This window comes from Pseudomonas sp. LBUM1648 (assembly GCF_059716145.1).
On sequence record NZ_CP166808.1, the window covers coordinates 6405783 to 6425330 of the forward strand.

Annotated in this window: 15 protein-coding genes and 1 pseudogene; 11 read left to right on the plus strand and 5 right to left on the minus strand. The window is 60.1% G+C overall.

Features of this window, described 5'->3' with window-relative positions; all coding sequences use genetic code 11:
* The first annotated feature begins 31 nt into the window (after nt 1-31).
* From aspA to ACA043_RS29225, 6 genes are all read left to right on the plus strand, one after another.
* Complete coding sequence (gene aspA, locus ACA043_RS29200; protein ID WP_187677160.1) at nt 32-1456, plus strand: aspartate ammonia-lyase; 1425 nt, start codon at nt 32-34, stop codon at nt 1454-1456.
* 608 nt (nt 1457-2064) lie between these two features.
* On the plus strand, nt 2065-3516 hold the full coding sequence (locus ACA043_RS29205; protein WP_187677161.1) for an alanine/glycine:cation symporter family protein: 1452 nt from the start codon (nt 2065-2067) through the stop codon (nt 3514-3516).
* A gap of 106 nt (nt 3517-3622) precedes the next feature.
* Nucleotides 3623-4627 (plus strand): asparaginase, encoded by a 1005-nt coding sequence (locus ACA043_RS29210; RefSeq protein WP_497658348.1) that lies wholly within the window; start codon nt 3623-3625, stop codon nt 4625-4627.
* A 153-nt stretch (nt 4628-4780) separates the two neighbouring features.
* Nucleotides 4781-5776 (plus strand): AraC family transcriptional regulator, encoded by a 996-nt coding sequence (locus ACA043_RS29215; protein WP_187677164.1) that lies wholly within the window; start codon nt 4781-4783, stop codon nt 5774-5776.
* Between the two features lie 155 nt (nt 5777-5931).
* The gene (locus tag ACA043_RS29220) at nt 5932-6960 is read left to right on the plus strand and encodes a histone deacetylase family protein (RefSeq protein WP_489880202.1); all 1029 of its coding nucleotides are present in this window, start codon (nt 5932-5934) and stop codon (nt 6958-6960) included.
* A gap of 148 nt (nt 6961-7108) precedes the next feature.
* Nucleotides 7109-11701 carry a dermonecrotic toxin domain-containing protein gene (locus ACA043_RS29225; protein WP_497658349.1) on the plus strand — a complete coding sequence of 1531 codons (4593 nt, stop codon included), beginning with the start codon at nt 7109-7111 and terminating at the stop codon, nt 11699-11701.
* Here the strand turns inward: ACA043_RS29225 and pdxR are convergent.
* Complete coding sequence (pdxR, locus tag ACA043_RS29230; protein ID WP_497658350.1) at nt 11658-13211, minus strand: MocR-like pyridoxine biosynthesis transcription factor PdxR; 1554 nt, start codon at nt 13209-13211, stop codon at nt 11658-11660. The genes ACA043_RS29225 and pdxR overlap by 44 nt on opposite strands.
* Nucleotides 13212-13303: 92 nt before the next feature.
* Between pdxR and ACA043_RS29235 the strand changes: the two genes are divergently transcribed.
* From ACA043_RS29235 to ACA043_RS29245, 3 genes are read left to right on the plus strand one after another with little or no spacing between them, the layout of a single operon-like run.
* Nucleotides 13304-13927, plus strand: a complete 624-nt coding sequence (locus ACA043_RS29235) for an FMN-binding negative transcriptional regulator (protein WP_187677167.1) — start codon at nt 13304-13306, stop codon at nt 13925-13927.
* A gap of 9 nt (nt 13928-13936) precedes the next feature.
* Nucleotides 13937-14383: a GNAT family N-acetyltransferase gene (locus tag ACA043_RS29240; protein ID WP_401266659.1), complete on the plus strand. Its 447-nt coding sequence runs from the start codon at nt 13937-13939 to the stop codon at nt 14381-14383.
* 12 nt (nt 14384-14395) lie between these two features.
* Nucleotides 14396-15067: a GNAT family N-acetyltransferase gene (locus tag ACA043_RS29245; RefSeq protein WP_187677169.1), complete on the plus strand. Its 672-nt coding sequence runs from the start codon at nt 14396-14398 to the stop codon at nt 15065-15067.
* A 100-nt stretch (nt 15068-15167) separates the two neighbouring features.
* On the opposite strand, the gene ACA043_RS29250 is transcribed toward ACA043_RS29245, so the two are convergent.
* The 4 genes and pseudogenes from ACA043_RS29250 to ACA043_RS29265 all read right to left on the minus strand — a co-directional run bounded on the left by ACA043_RS29250 (nt 15168) and on the right by ACA043_RS29265 (nt 17705).
* Complete coding sequence (locus ACA043_RS29250; protein ID WP_489880199.1) at nt 15168-15446, minus strand: helix-turn-helix domain-containing protein; 279 nt, start codon at nt 15444-15446, stop codon at nt 15168-15170.
* A 179-nt stretch (nt 15447-15625) separates the two neighbouring features.
* Nucleotides 15626-15837: pseudogene (locus ACA043_RS29255) on the minus strand (type II toxin-antitoxin system HipA family toxin); the annotation flags it as partial.
* A 199-nt stretch (nt 15838-16036) separates the two neighbouring features.
* A complete protein-coding gene (locus tag ACA043_RS29260) occupies nt 16037-16402 on the minus strand; it encodes a DUF6124 family protein (RefSeq protein ID WP_497658351.1) in 366 nt (121 codons plus the stop codon).
* Nucleotides 16403-16805: 403 nt separating this feature from the next.
* On the minus strand, nt 16806-17705 hold the full coding sequence (locus tag ACA043_RS29265) for a homocysteine S-methyltransferase family protein (protein WP_497658352.1): 900 nt from the start codon (nt 17703-17705) through the stop codon (nt 16806-16808).
* 113 nt (nt 17706-17818) lie between these two features.
* Between ACA043_RS29265 and ACA043_RS29270 the strand changes: the two genes are divergently transcribed.
* Together ACA043_RS29270 and ACA043_RS29275 are read left to right on the plus strand one after the other, a co-directional pair.
* Entirely contained in the window at nt 17819-18640 is an 822-nt protein-coding gene (locus tag ACA043_RS29270) for an ABC transporter substrate-binding protein (RefSeq protein ID WP_497615667.1), read from the plus strand.
* Nucleotides 18637-19473 (plus strand): amino acid ABC transporter permease, encoded by an 837-nt coding sequence (locus ACA043_RS29275; protein WP_497658353.1) that lies wholly within the window; start codon nt 18637-18639, stop codon nt 19471-19473. Before ACA043_RS29270 ends, ACA043_RS29275 begins: the two co-directional genes overlap by 4 nt.
* Nucleotides 19474-19548 lie beyond the last annotated feature (75 nt).

The window sequence follows — 19548 nt, forward strand, 5'->3', positions numbered from 1 at the left end:
CGACCGGGTCCATATCGAGATGATTTCTATCATGTCCTCCGCTGCATCTTTCCGCACAGAAAACGACCTGCTTGGCGCCCTCGAAGTACCGGCTCAAGCGTATTACGGCATCCAGACCCTGCGAGCGGTGAATAACTTCCGCCTCTCGGGCGTTCCGATTTCGCATTACCCGAAACTGGTTGTCGGTCTGGCGATGGTCAAACAGGCCGCCGCTGACGCCAACCGCGAGTTGGGTCACCTGAGCGAAGCCAAGCACGCTGCCATCAGCGAAGCCTGTGCCCGATTGATCCGCGGTGATTTCCACGAAGAGTTCGTGGTCGACATGATTCAAGGTGGCGCCGGTACTTCCACCAACATGAACGCCAACGAAGTGATCGCCAACATTGCGCTCGAAGCAATGGGTCATCAGAAAGGCGAGTACCAGTACCTGCACCCGAACGACGACGTGAACATGGCGCAGTCGACCAACGACGCCTACCCGACGGCCATCCGCCTGGGTCTGCTGTTGGGTCACGACACCCTGCTGGCCAGCCTCGACAGCTTGATTCAGGCATTCGCGGCCAAGGGCAAAGAATTCGATCACGTCCTGAAAATGGGCCGTACCCAGCTGCAAGACGCTGTGCCGATGACCCTCGGCCAGGAATTCCGTGCTTTCGCCACCACCATGGGCGAAGACCTGGCCCGTCTGAAGACGCTGGCCCCGGAACTGCTGACTGAAGTGAACCTGGGTGGCACCGCGATCGGTACCGGCATTAACGCCGACCCGCGTTATCAGGCCTTGGCTGTGCAGCGTCTGGCGCTGATCAGCGGTCAACCGGTGGTACCGGCAGCCGACCTGATCGAAGCCACCTCCGACATGGGTGCCTTCGTCCTGTTCTCCGGCATGCTCAAGCGCACCGCGGTCAAGCTGTCGAAGATCTGCAACGACTTGCGCCTGCTGTCCAGCGGCCCACGCACCGGCATCAACGAAATCAACCTGCCGGCGCGTCAGCCAGGCAGCTCGATCATGCCCGGCAAGGTCAACCCGGTCATCCCGGAAGCCGTTAACCAGGTGGCTTTCCAGGTCATCGGTAACGACTTGGCGCTGACCATGGCGGCTGAAGGCGGCCAGTTGCAACTGAACGTGATGGAGCCGCTGATCGCGTTCAAGATCTTCGACTCGATCCGCCTGCTGCAACGCGCCATGGACATGCTGCGCGAGCACTGCATTGTCGGTATCACTGCCAACGAAGCCCGCTGCCGCGAACTGGTCGAACACTCGATCGGTCTGGTCACCGCGCTGAACCCGTACATCGGCTACAAAAACGCCACCCGCATCGCCCGTATCGCTCTTGAAAGCGGCCGAGGCGTGCTGGAACTGGTGCGCGAAGAAGGTCTGCTCGACGAAGCCAGTCTCGCCGACATCCTGCGCCCGGAAAACATGATTGCTCCGCGTCTGGTTCCGCTCAAAGGCTGAACCGACGTGTTGTTTGTAGCACCGCTCACCAGGTCGAGGGACTAGACACCTCTCACCTTTTGAGGGCCTGGGGATCAGTCCCCAGGCCCTTTTTTTTAACTTTCTGATCCTGAGACCCGTATGTCTGGGGATTGCTTCATGTGGAGGTGAGCCCTTGTGGCGAGGGGATTCATCCCCGATGGGTCGCGAAGCGGCCCCAAAAACTGTAATCGCAATGTATCCGGTGCACCGCGCCGAATGGTTTTGCGACTGCTTCGCAGCCGATCGGGGATGAATCCCCTCGCCACAGGGTTTGCGTCAACAAAAAAGCAGTTCCTGCACAAGCCCGGCGCCGGTAACGCCGGGTGTTTCAAAGCTTCGTTTCGTCGCTTGCACCACTACCGTGCAGACGGGCGCGCCACTGATCGGTATAGTGCCGCCCCTCTTCGCGTGAGCGGTCGTCGGTAACGAGGCCATAACCCATGCGAAACCCGAACTAATAACAAACCCGCGAAATGGAACCGGGACGAAACCTTCGCCCCACCTGTTGTGCCGCGCGCAAACCGGTGTAACGCGATGTTTCCGAACATCCAGCATTTGCTTACACAAAAAACAGCGAGGAAAAATCCATGCTCGAAGTCATTAACGACTTCCTCTCAGGGAAAGTACTGATCGTGCTCATTGTCGGGCTCGGTAGCTACTTCACGATTCGCTCGCGTTTCGTTCAATTGCGTCACTTTTTCCACATGTTCGCGGTGTTCCGCGACAGCCTGAAAAGCAGCGCCGGGCAGCTCAGCTCGTTCCAGGCCCTGATGCTCAGCCTCGCCGGCCGCGTTGGTGCAGGCAACATCGCCGGTGTCGGCATCGCCGTGACCCTTGGTGGGCCAGGTGCGGTGTTCTGGATGTGGGTAACCGCACTGGTCGGCATGTCCAGCAGCTTCTTCGAGTGCTCCCTCGGTCAGCTGTACAAACGCACTGATTCAGACGGCACCTTCCGTGGCGGCCCGTCCTACTACATTCAGCACGGCTTGCAGAAGCGCTGGTTGGGTATGGTCATGGCGTTCCTGTTGCTGGTGACCTTCGGTTTCGCCTTCAACGGCCTGCAAGCCCACGCCGTGACTCACTCGCTGAACAACGCCTTCGGCCTCGACACCACTTACACCGGCCTCGCGCTGGCGGTACTGCTGGGTCTGGTGTTCATCGGCGGGATCAAGCGCATCGCCAAGGTCGCTGACCTGCTGGTGCCGGTGAAAACCCTGGTCTACATCGGCGTGACCCTCTACGTGATCGTGCTGCAATTCGACCACGTTCCAGCCATGCTGATGACCATCGTCAAGAGCGCCTTCGGTCTCGACCAGGCGTTCGGCGGCCTGATCGGCAGCGCGATTGTCATGGGCGTGAAGCGTGGCGTGTTCGCCAACGAAGCCGGTTTGGGCAGTGCGCCGAACGTGGCGGCGGTGGCTTCGGTCGAGCACCCGGTGGCACAAGGTGTGGTTCAGGCGTTCAGCGTGTTCCTCGACACTTTCGTGATCTGCACCTGCACCGCGTTGTTGATCCTGCTCTCCGGTTTCTACACCCCGGGCTTCGAAGGCGACGGCATTGCCCTGACCCAGAACTCGCTGGCCGCCGTGGTCGGTGAATGGGGCCGGATGTTCATCTCGGTGGCGCTGGCGTTGTTCGTGTTCACCTCGATCCTCTACAACTACTACCTGGGCGAGAGCAACCTGCGCTTCCTGATCGGTGAAAACCGCAAGGCGCTGATCGGCTACCGCGCACTGGTACTGGTATTGATCTTCTGGGGTGCCATCGAAAACCTCGGCACCGTGTTCGCCTTCGCCGACATCACCATGACCATGCTGGCCTTCGTCAACCTGATCGCGCTGTTCCTGCTGTTCAAGGTCGGCATGCGCATCCTGCGTGACTACGATGACCAGCGTGCTGCCGGCATCAAGACCCCGGTGTTCGATTCGAGCAAATTCCCGGATCTGGACCTCGACCGCAAAGCCTGGCCGGCCAACCCGCCTGCCGCTGCCGGCAATACTTGCGCCGAGCCGCAAGGCGTACCCGCAGCGCAACGCTGATGGGTAAATGACGGGCGCATCCTCTGCGCCCGTCAGTTACAGTTCGAAAAACTGTGGGAGCCGACTTGCTCGCTCCCACAGGAACTCTTCCTCTCGGAGAATCCTCATGAATTCGTCGACTTATCCTGCCGCCCAGCACGTCATGGTTTTGTACACCGGTGGCACCATCGGCATGCAGGCCAGCGCCAATGGCCTGGCCCCGGCGTCCGGTTTTGAAGCGCGGATGCGCGAGTACCTGCACAGCCAGCCTGAACTGGTCGTGCCGCAGTGGCGCTTTCGCGAGATGTCGCCGCTGATCGACAGCGCCAACATGACCCCGGCCTATTGGCAGCAACTGCGTGAAGCGGTGGTCGATGCCGTGGACGTGCAGGGCTGCGACAGCGTGCTGATCCTGCACGGCACCGACACCCTGGCTTACAGCGCCGCAGCCATGAGCTTCCAGTTGCTCGGCCTGCACGCCCGCGTGTGCTTCACCGGCTCCATGTTGCCGGCGGGCGTGACCGACAGCGATGCCTGGGAAAACCTCGGTGGTGCGCTGGTCGCCCTCGGCCAAGGCCTGGCGCCGGGCGTGCATCTGTACTTTCACGGCGAACTGCTGGCGCCAACCCGTTGCGCGAAAGTGCGCAGCTTCGGCCGTCACCCGTTCAAACGTCTGGAGCGTCAGGGCGGCGGCGTGAAAGCCACTTCGATTCCAGCCGCGTTGAACTACAACCAGCCAAAGCAATTGGCGAAAGTTGCCGTGCTACCGCTGTTCCCCGGCATCGGCGCCGAGATCCTCGACGGCCTGCTCGACAGCGGCATTCAGGGGCTGGTGCTGGAATGCTACGGCAGCGGCACCGGGCCGAGCGACAACCCGGAATTCCTCGCCAGCCTCGGCCGTGCGCGGGATAACGGTGTGGTGGTGGTCGCGGTCACGCAGTGCCATGAAGGCGGGGTCGAGTTGGATGTGTACGAGGCGGGTAGCCGTTTGCGCGGCGTCGGTGTCCTGTCCGGTGGCGGCATGACGCGCGAAGCGGCGTTCGGCAAGTTGCATGGGTTGCTGGGGGCAGGCCTGGAAACCGCTGAAGTCCGCCGACTGGTCGAACTCGACCTGTGTGGCGAACTGATCTGACTCCACACAAAACCCCTGTAGGAGCTGCCGAAGGCTGCGATCTTTTGATTTGGTTTTTCAGGATCAAAAGATCGCAGCCTTCGGCAGCTCCTACAGGAGGGCGATAGGCATGCAACTTGCTCTGTTCCCAGCCTCCTAAGGCTGGAACCCACTATGCTCCACTCCCACCTCACCACCCTCAATGCCGTCTCCCTGATTCTCAAAACCTTCAACGAAGAAGGCTTGCCGAGCGAAGCACTGCTGGCCGGCAGCGGCATCAGTGCGGCGGATCTGAACCGTGCCGACACGCGCATTACCACCAATCAGGAAATGCAGGTCTGCGCCAATGCTGTCGCGCTCAAGCACGACATCGGCCTGGAACTGGGCCGGCGCATGCACGTTTCCTGCTACGGCATGCTCGGTTACGCGCTGCTCACCTGTGCCACCTTCGGTGACGCTTTGCGTCTGGCGATCCGTTATCCGGCGCTGTTGGGAACACTTTTCGAGCTGAGCCTGGAAGAGGACGGCGAACGCGTCTGGTTCGTCGCAGCCGACTATCGCGAGAGCCCGGCGATGGCGGTGTTCAATGCCGAGTTCTGCCTGGTTTCGCTGAAAGTCATTTGCGATGACTTGCTTGGCCATCCGCTGCCGCTACTCGCCACGCGGTTCGAACACGCCGCGCCGGATTACCGCGACAGCTACGCCGAGCACTTCGCCAGCCCATTGCACTTCGCCGCCAAGGACAATGCCTTCGCCTTCGACCGGCACTGGCTCGATCAGCCGCTGCCGCTGGCCGATGCCATCACCCATCAAGCCATGGCCGAACGCTGCCGCAAGCAGAACCTCGAGTTCACCGGGCGTCAGGCGTGGCTCGGGCGCATCCGTCAGTTGCTCAGCGCCCAGTTGAACGCGGCGCCGGGGCTGGAAGGCTTGGCGCAGCAGATGAAGTGCTCGCCTCGTACCTTGCGCCGACACCTCAAGGACATGGGCAGCAGTTATCAGGAGCTGCTCGACGAACTGCGCTTCGAACGGGCCAAGCAGATGCTTTGCGAAGATCAGTTGCCGATCTACCGTATCGCCGAGACATTGGGCTTTAGCGAGACCGCGAGTTTCCGCCATGCATTCGTGCGCTGGAGCGGCGTGGCGCCGAGTCAGTTCCGGCCGCACTGATAAACCCTGTGGGGGCAGGCTGCTCCAGCGAGGGGCGAATAGCGGTCAGCATTTTTGGCCAGATCAATCCCCTTTTGGCCTTTCCTGCCGTTCTCCGAATCGCCTCGCGCCGCAACACTGGGTGCAACCCGATTCAGCCCTGCGGAGAACAACAAATGCTGACGATCTACTCGGACGATCACCACCTGCACCATGGCCGCTGCGAATTGATCGATGGCCAGCTCAAGCCGTGCTTCGAGATGCCGTCGCGCGCCGACCATGTGCTGCAACGGGTGCAACACCAACACCTGGGGCCTGTGGAAGCGCCGAAGGATTTCGGCCTCGAACCGATCGCCCGCATCCACAGCCGCGACTACCTGGATTTCTTCAAAGGCGCGTGGGCGCGCTGGACCGAATTCAACACCGACGGCGATTTGTTGCCCTACACCTGGCCGGCGCGCACCTTGCGTGCGATCAAACCGACCAGCCTGCACGGTCAACTCGGCTATTACAGCTTCGACGGCGGCGCGCCGATAACCGCCGGCACTTGGCAAGCAGCGTACAGCGCAGCGCAAGTTGCCCTGACTGCGCAGGCGGCCATCCAGCGTGGCGCACGCGCTGCTTTCGCCCTCTGCCGTCCACCGGGGCACCACGCCGCCGGCGACTTGATGGGTGGTTATTGCTACCTCAACAACGCTGCCATTGCCGCGCAGGCGTTCCTCGATCAGGGCCATAAAAAAGTCGCGATCCTCGACGTCGACTATCACCACGGCAACGGCACGCAGTCGATTTTCTATGAGCGCAGCGACGTGTTGTTTACCTCGATTCATGGCCACCCGGAGGCGGAATTCCCGTTCTTCCTCGGCTATGACGATGAATACGGCGAAGGCGACGGTGAGGGTTTCAACTTCAACTATCCGCTGCCGGCCGGCTCTGGCTGGGATGCATGGAGCGCAGCGCTGGATCAGGCCTGCAACGAGATCGACAGCTACGGCGCCGACATCATCGTCGTGTCGCTGGGTGTCGACACCTTCAAGGATGATCCGATCTCGCAATTCAAACTCGACAGCCCGGATTATCTGGCGATGGGCAAGCGCATTGCCGCCCTTGGCAAACCGACCCTGTTCGTCATGGAGGGCGGCTACGCCGTGGAAGAAATCGGCATCAACGCGGTGAACGTCCTCGAAGGATTTGAAAACCCGTAGAGAGCAACGCAGCCGTAAACGACCCGCACTCGCGGGTCTTTTTTTGCCCGCAACATTTATGTACCGCACAGCGCCACAACGTGACCTCTACCTTGCCCTGATATGACGCCCTTGCGGCGCGCCTCTTTCGTCAGATCAGGAATTGCCAATGCCCGAATCTTCCATACCCAGCGCCGTTGATGTCGTGACACAACTGGTGACCGGCCCTTCGTTGCGCGAAGTCGCCTCGAAAACGCTGCAACCGGCGCTCAAGACGCTGTACCCGACCCTGCACATCGATCCGCAACAGGCCATGGTGGTGACACCAACGTGGGTCATCGAAGGCGAGCAAGTCGTGCCCGGCCGCGAGCAGATCGAGTCTCTGACCGATGTTCTGGTACGACTCACGCTGAGCGGCACCACGGTGAACTACCTCGACGGAGAGCACTTTCTGACCTTGCAGCCCGGCCGGTCGGCAATCCAGCTGCCCGTGAAGATCGACGCGGTCGGCCGCCTGCTCAATGAATTTGCGCCTTTGATGTTCGTCGCCTTCAAAGAACAACATATCGCTTACTGGGGCACCTTCATCGCCCCGGAGCGGCCGCGCTGGCAGCAAATGTCGGACGCCCTGCGCAACCTGTGGAACGTCGACGCCCGCTCAGGCTGGGATGCCGAACAACGGGCCATGGCCCATGCCGTTTTCAAGGTCCCGGACAAACAACAGCGCTTGCCCAATGACAAATACAAGACCCGCGCCTGCCTGATTGACCTCGACCAGGGCGACAGCAACGAGCATCTGACCCTGCTGGACAGCGCAGTGCTGATTGGTAGCGTCGACGAGCGCACGATAATCCTCACCTATTCAGTGATCCATGGTTTCCAGAGTTTCGACTCCCTGGATGAACTCGGCGACGCATTGCCGCGCAAATCCTGGCAAAGAACCTCCAGCATCCCGCTCAAGTGGCGGTTACTGGAACCGGAAGGCAACTTTTTCGACCACCAGGCCTGCACACTGATCGCCCTGGAAGGCGACGCCCTCGGGGAGATCAATTTCTTTGGGAGCTCGACAACCGATCAGCTCTACTCGCACACCGGTAAACCTCGGCAACCACCACCCAACCTTAAACCGCATATCGATCGCATGCGTCCGATACTGCCAGTCTGGCTGGACGAGGCCGCGCCCGCGGACCAGGCCGCCTACAGTCGATATCTGTTGGACCTGACGGTGTTGCAGCATTCGAACAAGGGCAAGTCGTTTCAGGAGCAGGTTGCCAGCCTGCAGACCTTTACTCGCGATGCCCTGAGCCGACAAATGCTCGAGGATCACCCGACAGCAAAAGATCTGAAGATCGACAAGATCGAAATCAGCATTGCCAGCCTGGAGGTGTGGGGCACGTTCGTCCTGCCGGGCAATATTCAGATCAAAAGCCTGTCGCTGACCGAGCTTGCCCTGCAAAACCTGGCGGGCCTGCCGCTGGGCAATAAAACCGTGCATTACAAGGACGGTAGCGCCCTGCCGGACTGGATGACCGTGACGTACCTCGAACAACTGGTCAGCCGCGTCGATATTGGCAAAACCTACCCCGCACACTTGAAAAAGCTGCTGGTGGACGATGCGGTGCACGCGGCGGCCTTGCAGAGGTTGTACACCTGCCAGTTATCCCTCGAGCTGCCGCTTCTGGCGCTGCAACACAAGATCCGTGGCAATGCCGGTATCAACGAACTCGGTTACCGGTATGTGGTTGCCGCCCTGAACAGCAGTGCCCAGGCGCGTCAGGTCGATGGGCATGAGATCGTCATCCGGCCGCTCGCGTTCGCTGCCCACCGCAGCGGTTCACAGACCGACACCGTGACCAACATGTTCGTCATCGGCCCGCGCGACGCGGACAAAGGCCCCTGCGTGCTTTATCGACCGCTGTTCCAAATGGCACTGATTCAGTACCCCAGCCACGCCAACCTGCTGTATGCGATCCAGCATTCCCGGCAACTGCGTGAATCGGTTCTGGCCTGGTTGCCGGACGATGTGCGATTCAACTACAGCCAGTTCGTGTTCACCGCCAAACTGCCGTCGGTGTGGACGATTCCGCAACTGTTGGTCAACCCGCTCACCGCCCTCGACATGTCCGGCCCTGTGACACTCGGTGCTGCAGTGATCGAAGGCGATATCCTGGCGACACTGCACACCACCAACGTTCAGGCTGTCATCAACCAGGCCGATCGCCAGTCCGTCTCCAATGCTGAAGCACGCTGGGCCAGCCTCAAGCGCGGCGGCTGGATGCTATTCAATGCGGCATTACCGTTTCTGGGCCGCAGTGTTGGTACGGCGGCATGGATATGGCAAATCATGGACGACTTGCAGGAGATCAGCGACGTCGCCAATCAAGAGTCCGGCAAGGTGGCCTGGACGGCGCTGGCCGATATTTTCCTCGCGCTGGGTATGGTGCTTGCTCATCGCGCAGCGGTCGGTGACAGGCCAGCCAGCGAATCGCTCCCCCTGGTGCAGGAGGAAGAACCGCAGGCAATAACCCCACCCTCCGAGGTGATCAAACCGCTCCGTTTGCCTGACATTACCAGTACCGAGTTGCCCGCCGCCCACGAGACCTCCGTCAACGCCATCGCCGCGCTACTGCGCTCGCCCCTTGCGCTGACCGCCCTGCTCGACAGCTTCAATATCTCCAAACCCGAAGGGCTCGGGGAGGCGGCCAGTACAGGTCGGCATCAGCACCTCTATGCACACGAGAACAAATGGTATGCCCCCGTCGGCAAACGCTGGTTTGAAGTGGAGATCAATGACAACGAAGACGTGCAGATCATCGACTCACGTCAGCAACCGCCATTAAAAGGCCCCTTGCTGACCCGCACCGCCGGCGGTCAATGGGTCCTCGATCTTCGCTTGCGCCTGCGCGGAGGCGGGCTGCGCAATCGCCGCAAGGAAGCCAAAAGCAAACGCGACAAACAAGCCGAAAAACTAACCGCCGACCTCAAGGCTTTCGACCTGACCATGGAGGATAAGCAAGCCCGCCTCGACCAGGCCCACAGTGCAATGACCGCTGCTCAGCCACAAGCCGTTGACGTGGCACGCCAACAGTATCTGGACACCCTCGACTCACAGAGCAAGGCGTACGGCGCGAACATCGAGCAGATCAAGGCATTGAACCTGGTGCAGAACATTCCCAACTACCGCACCACCATGATCCAGCGGCTGGAAATGCAGTTGTTTCTCGGCCAGCAGTGGCTCACTGAAAACGCCACCGACTATCAAACCAACGTGACCGCGACGATGGCGATGATTGCTGACGACGCCAATGTCGAACGGCAGGCCTTTGTCCAGGCCTGCGAACGAATGACCGATCAGACCCAGAGCATCATCGAAAAGGTCGAGTCGGCTCATAGCCGATTCCAGGAACTGGAACTGCTGGGCAAGGACGCCGTGGAAACCCTGGCCCTTTATCGAAAGGCGTTGCCGACCTACGACCTGAATGACCTCAAGCTTTTACAGATCAGCCTCGGGCAGGAAATCGGCCTCAAGCCCGGCGAGAACGCCTTCCGGGTCGAGGCACAACAGGCTTTGGAAACCCTGATCGAAGATGCTGCGCTGAATATTCAGAGTTCACTGAATCTGACCGCCGACGATGGCCTGAGCAACCTGCGTGAACGGATCGAAGCCCTGAGCAATGTTTCCGAGCAGTTCAGCTCGGTGGATCAACGCTTTGCCGACTTCACCGCAGAGTTTGCCAACCAGATTCAGACTGATCGACTCAGACACATACGCACGCGGGTGAGCGAGTTCAAGGCGGGAACAGATGTGCGCCTGGCGGATCTGCTGCGCAACAAACATTTACTCGACCCCTTGCCCGGGCCGTCGAGACCCTCCTCCGGTTCAGCCTCCGGGCGAAAAATCATCAAGACCAAGTTCAAGGGCACCTTGGTCGGCGAGCGGAAAAAAAGTGTTGATGGTCAAGACACTGACCTGGTTGAAGTGCGTAGCGAGCTCACAGGGGTGATCGCTACGTTTCATGAGAAGTCGCCGGGGGAATGGGTCGAACAGGGCAGTACACACTCGCAGCCTGCCAAGGCCAGACCGAATCTCAAAAGAAGCCTCGCGCAGGGTCAGGCCTTGATCGACGGGCTGGCGGCGTTTCATCGACTGATCGAAGCGCGCATCAAACGAGATCGACGAGTTCCCGTCGAGATTGAGGAGGAATACCACCGCCATGCCGACCGTTTAACCAGAGCCAATGCAGCAATAGATGAGGCGTTGACCGCCAGCAATCTCACCGCCGGCTCCTCCGCCGGAACTGAAGCCCTCGGTCACGCGCTCAGCGACGCCGCGACCCGCCTGTATGAAAAAGGCACCAGCACCCGCATCCGCATGATCAAACAACAACCGCCATCGGCTGCCGGGGTCGAGTGGCTTAAAAGCAAAGATGAGGTCTACATCTACAAAACCGTTACGCGACGCAAACTCCAAAGCCGTCCCAATGACTTTCTGGACGAGTACGAAGTACGCGAGGTCAAGACCCGAAAGGTCCTGTGTTATGCGCACTTTCACTACACCAGCGTGAGCGCCCCGGACATTGCGTTCGAAGCCGGCCACATGAAAACCGTCGCACAGCGTCACCTCGGTGGCGCCTATGAACTGCGCGGCCTCAATAATCAGCAAGTCATTGATATTTACCGCAGCGAGATTTCAACGCAGCTCGCCGAGAACGTGTTCTTCACTCTCGCCAAGCCTGTTGCAACCGGGTCAGCGCCGCTTTGATCGCAGCCTCAGGCACGGCGGCAAAGCCCAGAACCAGACCGGCGCGCTGGTCGGGCGAGGTCAATGAGTCAGGCAACCAGTAATTGCTCAAACCGTTGATCTCCACATCCACGCGAGCAGCCTGCTCAACCAGTTGCTGCTCGCGCTCGATGCTGTCCACAGCCACCGTCAGGTGCAACCCGGCAGACACCGCCGGCAGCTTGCCCACCCCGGTGATGGCTGTCGGCCAAGCGTCGAGCAGGGTATTGCGACGACTCAGCGCGGCCCGGCGCATCCGGCGGATATGCCGCTGGAAATGCCCGGCGGCCATGAACTCGGCCATCACCGCTTGCGTGCTCACCTCGGAATGCCGGACGTCCACCGCCCGGCGTTGCGAAAACGCTTCCACCAGCCCCGGTGGCAGCACCAGATAACCCAGGCGCAACGCCGGGAACGCGACCTTGCCGAAGGTGCCGACATACAGCACGCGCCCCTGGCGATCGAGCGCCGCCAACGGAGCCAATGGCGCGCCGGTGTAGCGGTACTCGCCGTCGTAGTCATCCTCAATGATCCAGCCTTGGGTGCGTTCAGCCCAGGCCAGCAACTCAAGACGTCGCGCCAGACTCATCACCACGCCCGTCGGGTATTGATGGGACGGCGTGACATAAGCCACGCGGCAATCAGTGGCCGCCGACAATGCCGAGCAATCCATACCCTCTTCATCCACAGCAATCCCGCGCAAGCGGCCACCCGCCACAGCGAACGCATGACCGGCCGCGCGGTACCCCGGATTTTCGATGCCGACACCATCGCCCGGCTCCACCAGCAACTGTGCACAAAGGCTAATGCCCTGCTGTGCGCCACTGGTGATCACAATTTGCTCAGCCGAGCACTGCATACCGCGCGAACTGCGCAAATAAGCGGCGATCAGCCCGCGTAACCGCGCATCGCCTGCCGGATCGCCGTAGCACAACTGCTGAAGATCCGGTTTTCGCCAGAAAGCCGCGTTGAGCTTGGCCCAGACGTCAAACGGGAACAGATCGAAGGCCGGCACGCCGACGCGAAATGCCCGTGGCGGGCCACTGGGAGGTTTGGATAAATGGTTGTTTTTCACCCGACTCAGCGGATCGTTGTGGATAACTTTACTGGATGGATCAACAGGCAAATCCAGCCAATTTGTGGATAAGGCTGTGGGTAAGCCTGTTGAAAACCCTGTGGATACTTTTGTGGATAGTTTTTTTGCCGAGAGTTGTTCACCGGGCAATTGCGCCACATAAGTACCATCGCCCACCCGTCCCTCAATAAAGCCTTCGGCGTAGAGCTGATCGTAGGCGCGCACCACGCTGTTGCGCGAGATCGCCAGCGCTGCTGCCAGATCACGGCTGGCCGGCAGCCGCGTGCCACTGCTCAATCGACCGTCGAGCACGCGCAGGCGCAACGCTTGATAGAGCTGGCGGCTCAAGCCCTGGCGACGGTCGAGTTCAATACCGGCCGGGTTGAAGGAAAGCGACAGCGTGCTCGAATCGGGCATGGCAATGGACCTATGAAATTGGTCATCAATGGCTCTTACAACAGACCAATAGCCTGCCTACGATGCTGGCATTCGCCAAGGAAAATATCTCCATGTACACGCCACGCGCCTTTGCCATCGACGAGTTGTCGCAGCTCCACGAACTGATCCTCGCCACCCGCCTCGCCATTCTGGTGACCCACGGCGAAAACGGTCTGCAAGCCAGCCATGTGCCGGTGCTGCTGCATTGCGAGCAAGGCGAGAACGGCACGCTCTACGGGCACCTGGCCAAGGCCAATCCGCAGTGGAAAGACCTGCGCGACGGCGCCGAAGCGATGCTGATCTTTGCCGGCCCGGACGCCTACGTCAGCCCGGGCTTTTACCCAAGCAAAGCCGAACACGGCAAAGTGGTGCCGACCTGGAACTACGTCGCCGTGCACGCCTATGGCCACGCCGAAACCTTCAGTGATGGCGGACGCCTGCTCGACATCGTCAGCACCCTCACCGACCGCCATGAAGCCGGCCGCGCGCAACCGTGGAAGGTCGACGACGCCCCCGCTGATTACATCGACGGCATGCTCAAGGCCATCGTCGGTTTCGCCATTCCCATCGACCGTCTCGAAGGCAAACGCAAGCTCAGCCAGAACCGCAGCCCCGAGGACATTGCCGGTGTGCGCGAAGGGCTCGCGGCCAGCCCCGAGGTCAACGACCAAACCCTCGCCCAATTGATGCGTTAAGGAAAACACATGAGTCAGATCGATATCCGCCCAGTTACCGCTGGCGACCACGCCGCCTGGCTGCCGCTGTGGCAGGCTTACCTGGCCTTCTACAAAGGCGAACTGCCGGACGCCGTCACGCACAGCACCTGGCAGCGCTTTCTCGATCCGAGCGAGCCGACCCACGCCGCGCTCGCCTGGGCTGACGGCAAAGCGGTGGGCATGGTGCATTACATCTACCATCGCTCGAACTGGAGCATCGAAAACTCCTGCTACCTGCAAGACTTGCTGGTCGAGGAACACACTCGCGGCAGCGGCGTCGGTCGCCTGCTGATCGAACACGTCTACGCCACGGCCAAGGCCGACGGTTGCTGCAAAGTCCATTGGCTGACCCACGAAACCAATGCCACCGCGATCCAGCTCTACGAGCGCATCGCCGAGCGCCCGGGGTTCATCCAGTTTCGCAAAGCCCTTTAAGGAGAGACGCTCATGACTGCTTCACTTGCCGACTGGAAAGGCGTCCCCGCCCCGACCACCAAACTGCTCGAAGGTCGCTTCATCCGCCTGGAAAGACTCGACCCGGCGCGCCACGCCGACGAGCTGTTCAACGCCCTGCAAGGCGCCGGTGCCGACCCGAAACTCTGGGATTACTTGCCCTACGGCCCGTTCCCTGAGCGCAGCGTGTTCAATGCCTGGCTGAACAATCACGCGGCCAGCAGCGATCCGTATTTCTTCAGCGTCATCGACCGCGCGACAAATCAGGTGCAAGGCATCCTCAGCCTGATGTCGATCGTCCCGGCTCAGGGCCGCATCGAAATCGGTCACGTCACCTTCGGCGCACCGATGCAGCGCTCGCCGAAAAGCACCGAGGCGGTGTACCTGCTGGCCAAGTATTCCTTTGCGCTGGGCTACCGCCGCCTCGAATGGAAGTGCAACAACGGTAACGCCCGCTCCAAATACGCGGCCGAGCGCTTGGGCTTCAGCTTCGAAGGCGTGTTCCGCCAGCACATGGTGGTCAAGGGTCAGAACCGCGACACTGCGTGGTACTCGATTCTGGATGGTGAGTGGCCGGCGATTGCGGCGGGGTTTGAGCGGTGGCTGTCGGATGAAAACCAGACGCCTGATGGGCAGGTGAAAGGGTTGGTCGAGTGCCGTTCTTAACCTTTTAAAAGCAAAAGATCGTCCGAACGCGGCCCGAGCCTTCGGCAGCTCCTACACAAGGTAAATGTAGGTGCTGCCGCAGGCTGCGATCTTTTGATCTTTAACTGATATCTCGCCGAATCCGCACAACGCCCATCTTCATCCCAAACGGACGAAACACGGCGTTCAGCGACTTCAGCGTCTGATTACCTTCACCGTGTTCGATGTGCACCAAGGTACGAACCGAAATTTTGCACATTTTCGCAAATTGGGTCTGATGCAAACCCGTCACTTCCACACGCAAGCGGCGAACGGCCTCACCGATCTCAAGCGTTTCCTGCGCCAGCCCCTCTTTTATGTTTTCAATAAGCACAGTGCGTTCGGCAACGGTCAGGCTCATTTCAGATCCCACCCTTTCAATCGCTGCTCCAGATTTTTCAATGCAATGCCTGGGTGATTCATGGTTCGGTCCGGCAGACCGCTCTCGGTCAAAATATCGGGAAGGGCCGCGAGGCGTTGTGCGTCCTGACGCAGGCGCTCGAATGAATCCGGCGCGCCAGCCAAAGCAGCCAAGGGGTCAAACTTCACAAACCAGTGTTGACTGACCTCTGAATCCTCAAGGACTGCATCGGGGGACAGGAGACCCGCCTTGTTCTCTGCCAACAAAAGCTTCGGTGCTTCCCCCCCGCCCCCGTTGCACCGCCAATGGCTGCACCCAGTTCATAGGCGTACTCGAGAAACCGGTTGTCACGCAGGATCACGTCCTGACGCTGAAATCCAATGGGCTCTCGCTCATCGTCAGGTCGTACATACGCTTTTCACCTGCATTTAAATGCACTTTAGCGAAGAGTTTTCAGTAATAACTGCAATATAGTGCATATTTCATCGAGAGCCACGCATACATCTGCAACAAAATGCAGAAAAGCATCAACAACGTCTTTCCCAGCCAATGTGCTGGCAGCACATACGCATGCGCCGCCAGCACGTTGATCACTCCGTTGGCACTAACCTGTCCAGCACCCGATTGACCGCCAGCTCTGCCAGCATCACCACCTGAGCGATGCCTTGCAGGGTTTTGCGGTAGGTACCTTCAACCTGAGCGATATGGTTGTTGATCATGACGGTGGCCGAGCCAAGGGTTTCACTGGCATCTACCAGCAAGGACTCGTTGTCGGCCTCGGGGCTTGCCATGTAGAGCGTGTTGGGTTTGTAAGGCGCGGCCATGATGTCGGCCGCCGATGGGCCGAGATAGTGGTCGAGGGCGCGCTCGGCGGCTTCGTGGAATTTCTTTGAATCGGGCGATTCGTAGGGGGATGCCGGGTCTGTGACCGGCGGGTTTGGCGTTGGTTTGAACATGGTGACTAACCTCTGTGAGGCCGCCATCTTTTCGCCGCTAAGCGAAAGGGTGGCGGCTGTGCGCAAGTTAGCGGACCGGTAGTCACCAAAAACCCGGTGCACCCGAAGGTGCCATGCGCACAGCCACCATCAAGTGCAGGCGAATGCCTGACTGGACAGATATGTGCAACCGTAGTGACTAGCCGGGCCGCTAAGCCCGATCACTGGAAATCAGTGATGCAAACCAAGTTACGCAGCCAGCCAAAGGCGCACAAGCCGGCGGATTCTGGTGCATCCGTAGGCAGCGGCGCAAGGTTTTGTAGGTCGCAAGACGTAAAGCCAACAGGCTTTAAACAAGAGCGACGGCAGAGGTTTACTGCACAAGAATAATTGGCGATTTATCTGTCGTATCAGGCCTCTTCTCTTAACCGAGTTTCTGCGCCAGCACCGCGATGTGCTCCGGGCCGATCCCGCAGCAACCGCCCAAATGGCTGGCACCACGCTGCTGCCAATCAAGCGCCCAATGCAGATAACCCGGCGGGTCGAGATCTTCGCGCAACGGGTCGAGTCCGTCATTGGCCGTGGCTTCTTTGGGCTGCGGCGGAAACGCATTGGCATACGCGCCGATGTGAATCTTCACCCCCAGACGTTCAAAGGTGTCGCGCGCCGCATCAATCGCCGCGCCGATCACTTCCGGCTGGCTGCAATTGAACAGCAGCGTCTCGACGCCCAACTCGGCGGCCACTGCAGCCGCGTCGGCCACTGGCTCGCCGGAACGCAAACGCGGCACTTCGTCGGTGTCTTCGTCCTTCAAGGTAAACGACAACCAGAACGGCTTGCCGTCCTGCGGCAGCCCGGCGTGGATGGCCCGCGCCTCGACGATCGAACTCTGAGTTTCCGCCAGCCACAGGTCAACGTGCGGGGCCAGGCCCTTGACCAACGGGTTGAGCAACTCGGTCACGCGGGACGCCTCGAACAGATCCGGGCGATAAGAACCGAACAACGGCGGCAAGGAACCAGCCACCCGCACAGCTTTGCCCGAAGCCTCTACCGCACGCCGCGCCAGTTCACCGGCCAACGCCGCCAGCGCCTGCCCTTCAGCGGCGAAGCGCTCTTCGCCGATGTGGAACGGCACCACCGCGTAACTGTTGCTGGTGATCACATTGGCACCGCTGGCGATGTAGGCGGCGTGTACCGCTTCCACTGCTTGCGGCGCTTCGCTCAGCGCCAGGGCTGACCACTCTGGCTGCCGGAATGGCGCACCGGCGCGTTGCAACTCACGGCCCATGCCGCCATCGAGAATAATCGTGTTTGCTGCGCCCATATGCCTTTCACTCATAAGCTTATGAAAATAACTCACTATCAGAGTCGTTCTTATAACTATTTAATACGCACCATTCCGTTAATAACAACCTCTTTTTTAACCAGGGATCGACTGTGAAATTTCAACCGCTACTGGCCCTGGGCCTGACGATTCTGGCCGCCTCCACTCAAGCCTTCGGCGGCGCCACGCTGGATCGCGTCGAGCAGAAAAAAGAACTGGTTGGCGTGTTGATGGAGAGCTATCCACCCTTCTCGTTCCTCAACGAGCAGAACCAGCTCGATGGCTTCGACGTTGATGTGGCCAAAGCCGTGGCGGACAAACTGGGCGTGAAACTGCGCCTGGAAACACCGTCCTGGGATGTCATCGCCGCCGGCCGCTGGAGCGGGCGCTACGACATCTGCATCTGCTCGATGACCCCGAGCAAGGCCCGCGCCGAGGTGTTCGACTTCCCGGTCGAGTACTACGCTTCGCCAGCCGTGATCGTGGTCAACGCCAAAGACGATCGCATCCACAGCGCCAAGGATCTGAGCGGCAAGAAAGTCGGCCTCACCAGCGCCTCCAGCTATGAAAGTTATCTGAACAAGAATCTGGTCATCGAAGGCGCCGAAGACACGCAGTTGCAGTACCCGTTCGAAGAGGTGCAGATCGCCCCTTATGACACTGACAACGTTGCCTTCCAGGACTTGGGCCTGGGCGCTGGCGTGCGACTGGATGCGATCCTCACCAACCTCGTCACTGCGCAGCCACGCCTGAATGAAGACAAGCGCTTCAAACTGGCCGGTGCGCCGCTGTACTCGGAGCCGAACTCGGTGGCCATCGAAAAGGGTGATGCCCAGTGGGATGCGAAAGTGCGCGAGGTGTTTGCGCAGCTCAAGCAGGACGGCACCCTGAGCAAGCTCTCGCAAAAATGGATCGGCGCCGATATCAGTCAATGACTTCTTTCCCCACTCCACCCCAGCCACCGCAACCGGTGGCTGAATCACGTCTGCGCCGGCTCTTCGGTTTTCGTACGCGGCTGTACCTGACCTGGGCAGTGATGTTCTGCCTGTTCGCCGGGTTCTTCCTGAGCTTCGACCTGAAGTTCTCGATCATCCTCGACAAGCTGCCCAACCTGGTCGGCCTCAAGCTGGCACCCAACGGCTTCTTGCAAGGTGCGGCGCTGACGTTGTTTCTGTGCGTATGCTCGATCGTCACGTCGTCATTGCTGGGCTTCGTGACGGCTTTGGCGCGACTGTCGAAAAGCGCTGTGGCCTTTGGCATCGCCAGTTTCTACGCCTCGTTCTTTCGCGGCACGCCACTGCTGATCCAGATCCTGCTGATCTACCTCGGCCTGCCGCAACTGGGCATCGTGCCCGGCGCCATCGCTGCCGGGATCATCGCGCTGTCGCTGAACTACGGCGCCTATCTCAGCGAGATTTTCCGCGCCGGCATCCTCGGCGTTCCCTACGGCCAACGCGAAGCGTCGCTGGCGCTGGGCATGCGCGAGAGCGTGATTTTCTGGCGCATCACCCTGCCCCAAGCCATGCGCACCATCATCCCGCCGACCACCAACCAATTCATCTCGATGCTCAAAGACTCGTCGCTGATCTCGGTAATGGGCGTTTGGGAAGTGATGTTTCTGGCGCAATCCTACGGGCGCTCGAGTTATCGCTACATCGAGATGCTCACGACCGCCGCGATCATTTACTGGGTGATGTCGATCGGGCTGGAGCTGATCCAGGCGCGCATGGAACGGCATTACGGCAAGGCGTACGAGCGCCGAAGTTAAGGTGTTCTGCAACACCACAGACATCATTCTGTAAAAACCCACCGCTATACAGGACGGCCCGCTTATAACAAAAGG

Coding starts and splice junctions, on each gene's coding strand:
- aspA (WP_187677160.1), top strand. CDS start 32: ATGTCCTCCGCTGCATCTTTCCGCACAGAAAACGACCTGCTTGGCGCC.
- ACA043_RS29205 (WP_187677161.1), top strand. CDS start 2,065: ATGCTCGAAGTCATTAACGACTTCCTCTCAGGGAAAGTACTGATCGTG.
- ACA043_RS29210 (WP_497658348.1), top strand. CDS start 3,623: ATGAATTCGTCGACTTATCCTGCCGCCCAGCACGTCATGGTTTTGTAC.
- ACA043_RS29215 (WP_187677164.1), top strand. CDS start 4,781: ATGCTCCACTCCCACCTCACCACCCTCAATGCCGTCTCCCTGATTCTC.
- ACA043_RS29220 (WP_489880202.1), top strand. CDS start 5,932: ATGCTGACGATCTACTCGGACGATCACCACCTGCACCATGGCCGCTGC.
- ACA043_RS29225 (WP_497658349.1), top strand. CDS start 7,109: ATGCCCGAATCTTCCATACCCAGCGCCGTTGATGTCGTGACACAACTG.
- pdxR (WP_497658350.1), bottom strand. CDS start 13,211: ATGCCCGATTCGAGCACGCTGTCGCTTTCCTTCAACCCGGCCGGTATT.
- ACA043_RS29235 (WP_187677167.1), top strand. CDS start 13,304: ATGTACACGCCACGCGCCTTTGCCATCGACGAGTTGTCGCAGCTCCAC.
- ACA043_RS29240 (WP_401266659.1), top strand. CDS start 13,937: ATGAGTCAGATCGATATCCGCCCAGTTACCGCTGGCGACCACGCCGCC.
- ACA043_RS29245 (WP_187677169.1), top strand. CDS start 14,396: ATGACTGCTTCACTTGCCGACTGGAAAGGCGTCCCCGCCCCGACCACC.
- ACA043_RS29250 (WP_489880199.1), bottom strand. CDS start 15,446: ATGAGCCTGACCGTTGCCGAACGCACTGTGCTTATTGAAAACATAAAA.
- ACA043_RS29260 (WP_497658351.1), bottom strand. CDS start 16,402: ATGTTCAAACCAACGCCAAACCCGCCGGTCACAGACCCGGCATCCCCC.
- ACA043_RS29265 (WP_497658352.1), bottom strand. CDS start 17,705: ATGGGCGCAGCAAACACGATTATTCTCGATGGCGGCATGGGCCGTGAG.
- ACA043_RS29275 (WP_497658353.1), top strand. CDS start 18,637: ATGACTTCTTTCCCCACTCCACCCCAGCCACCGCAACCGGTGGCTGAA.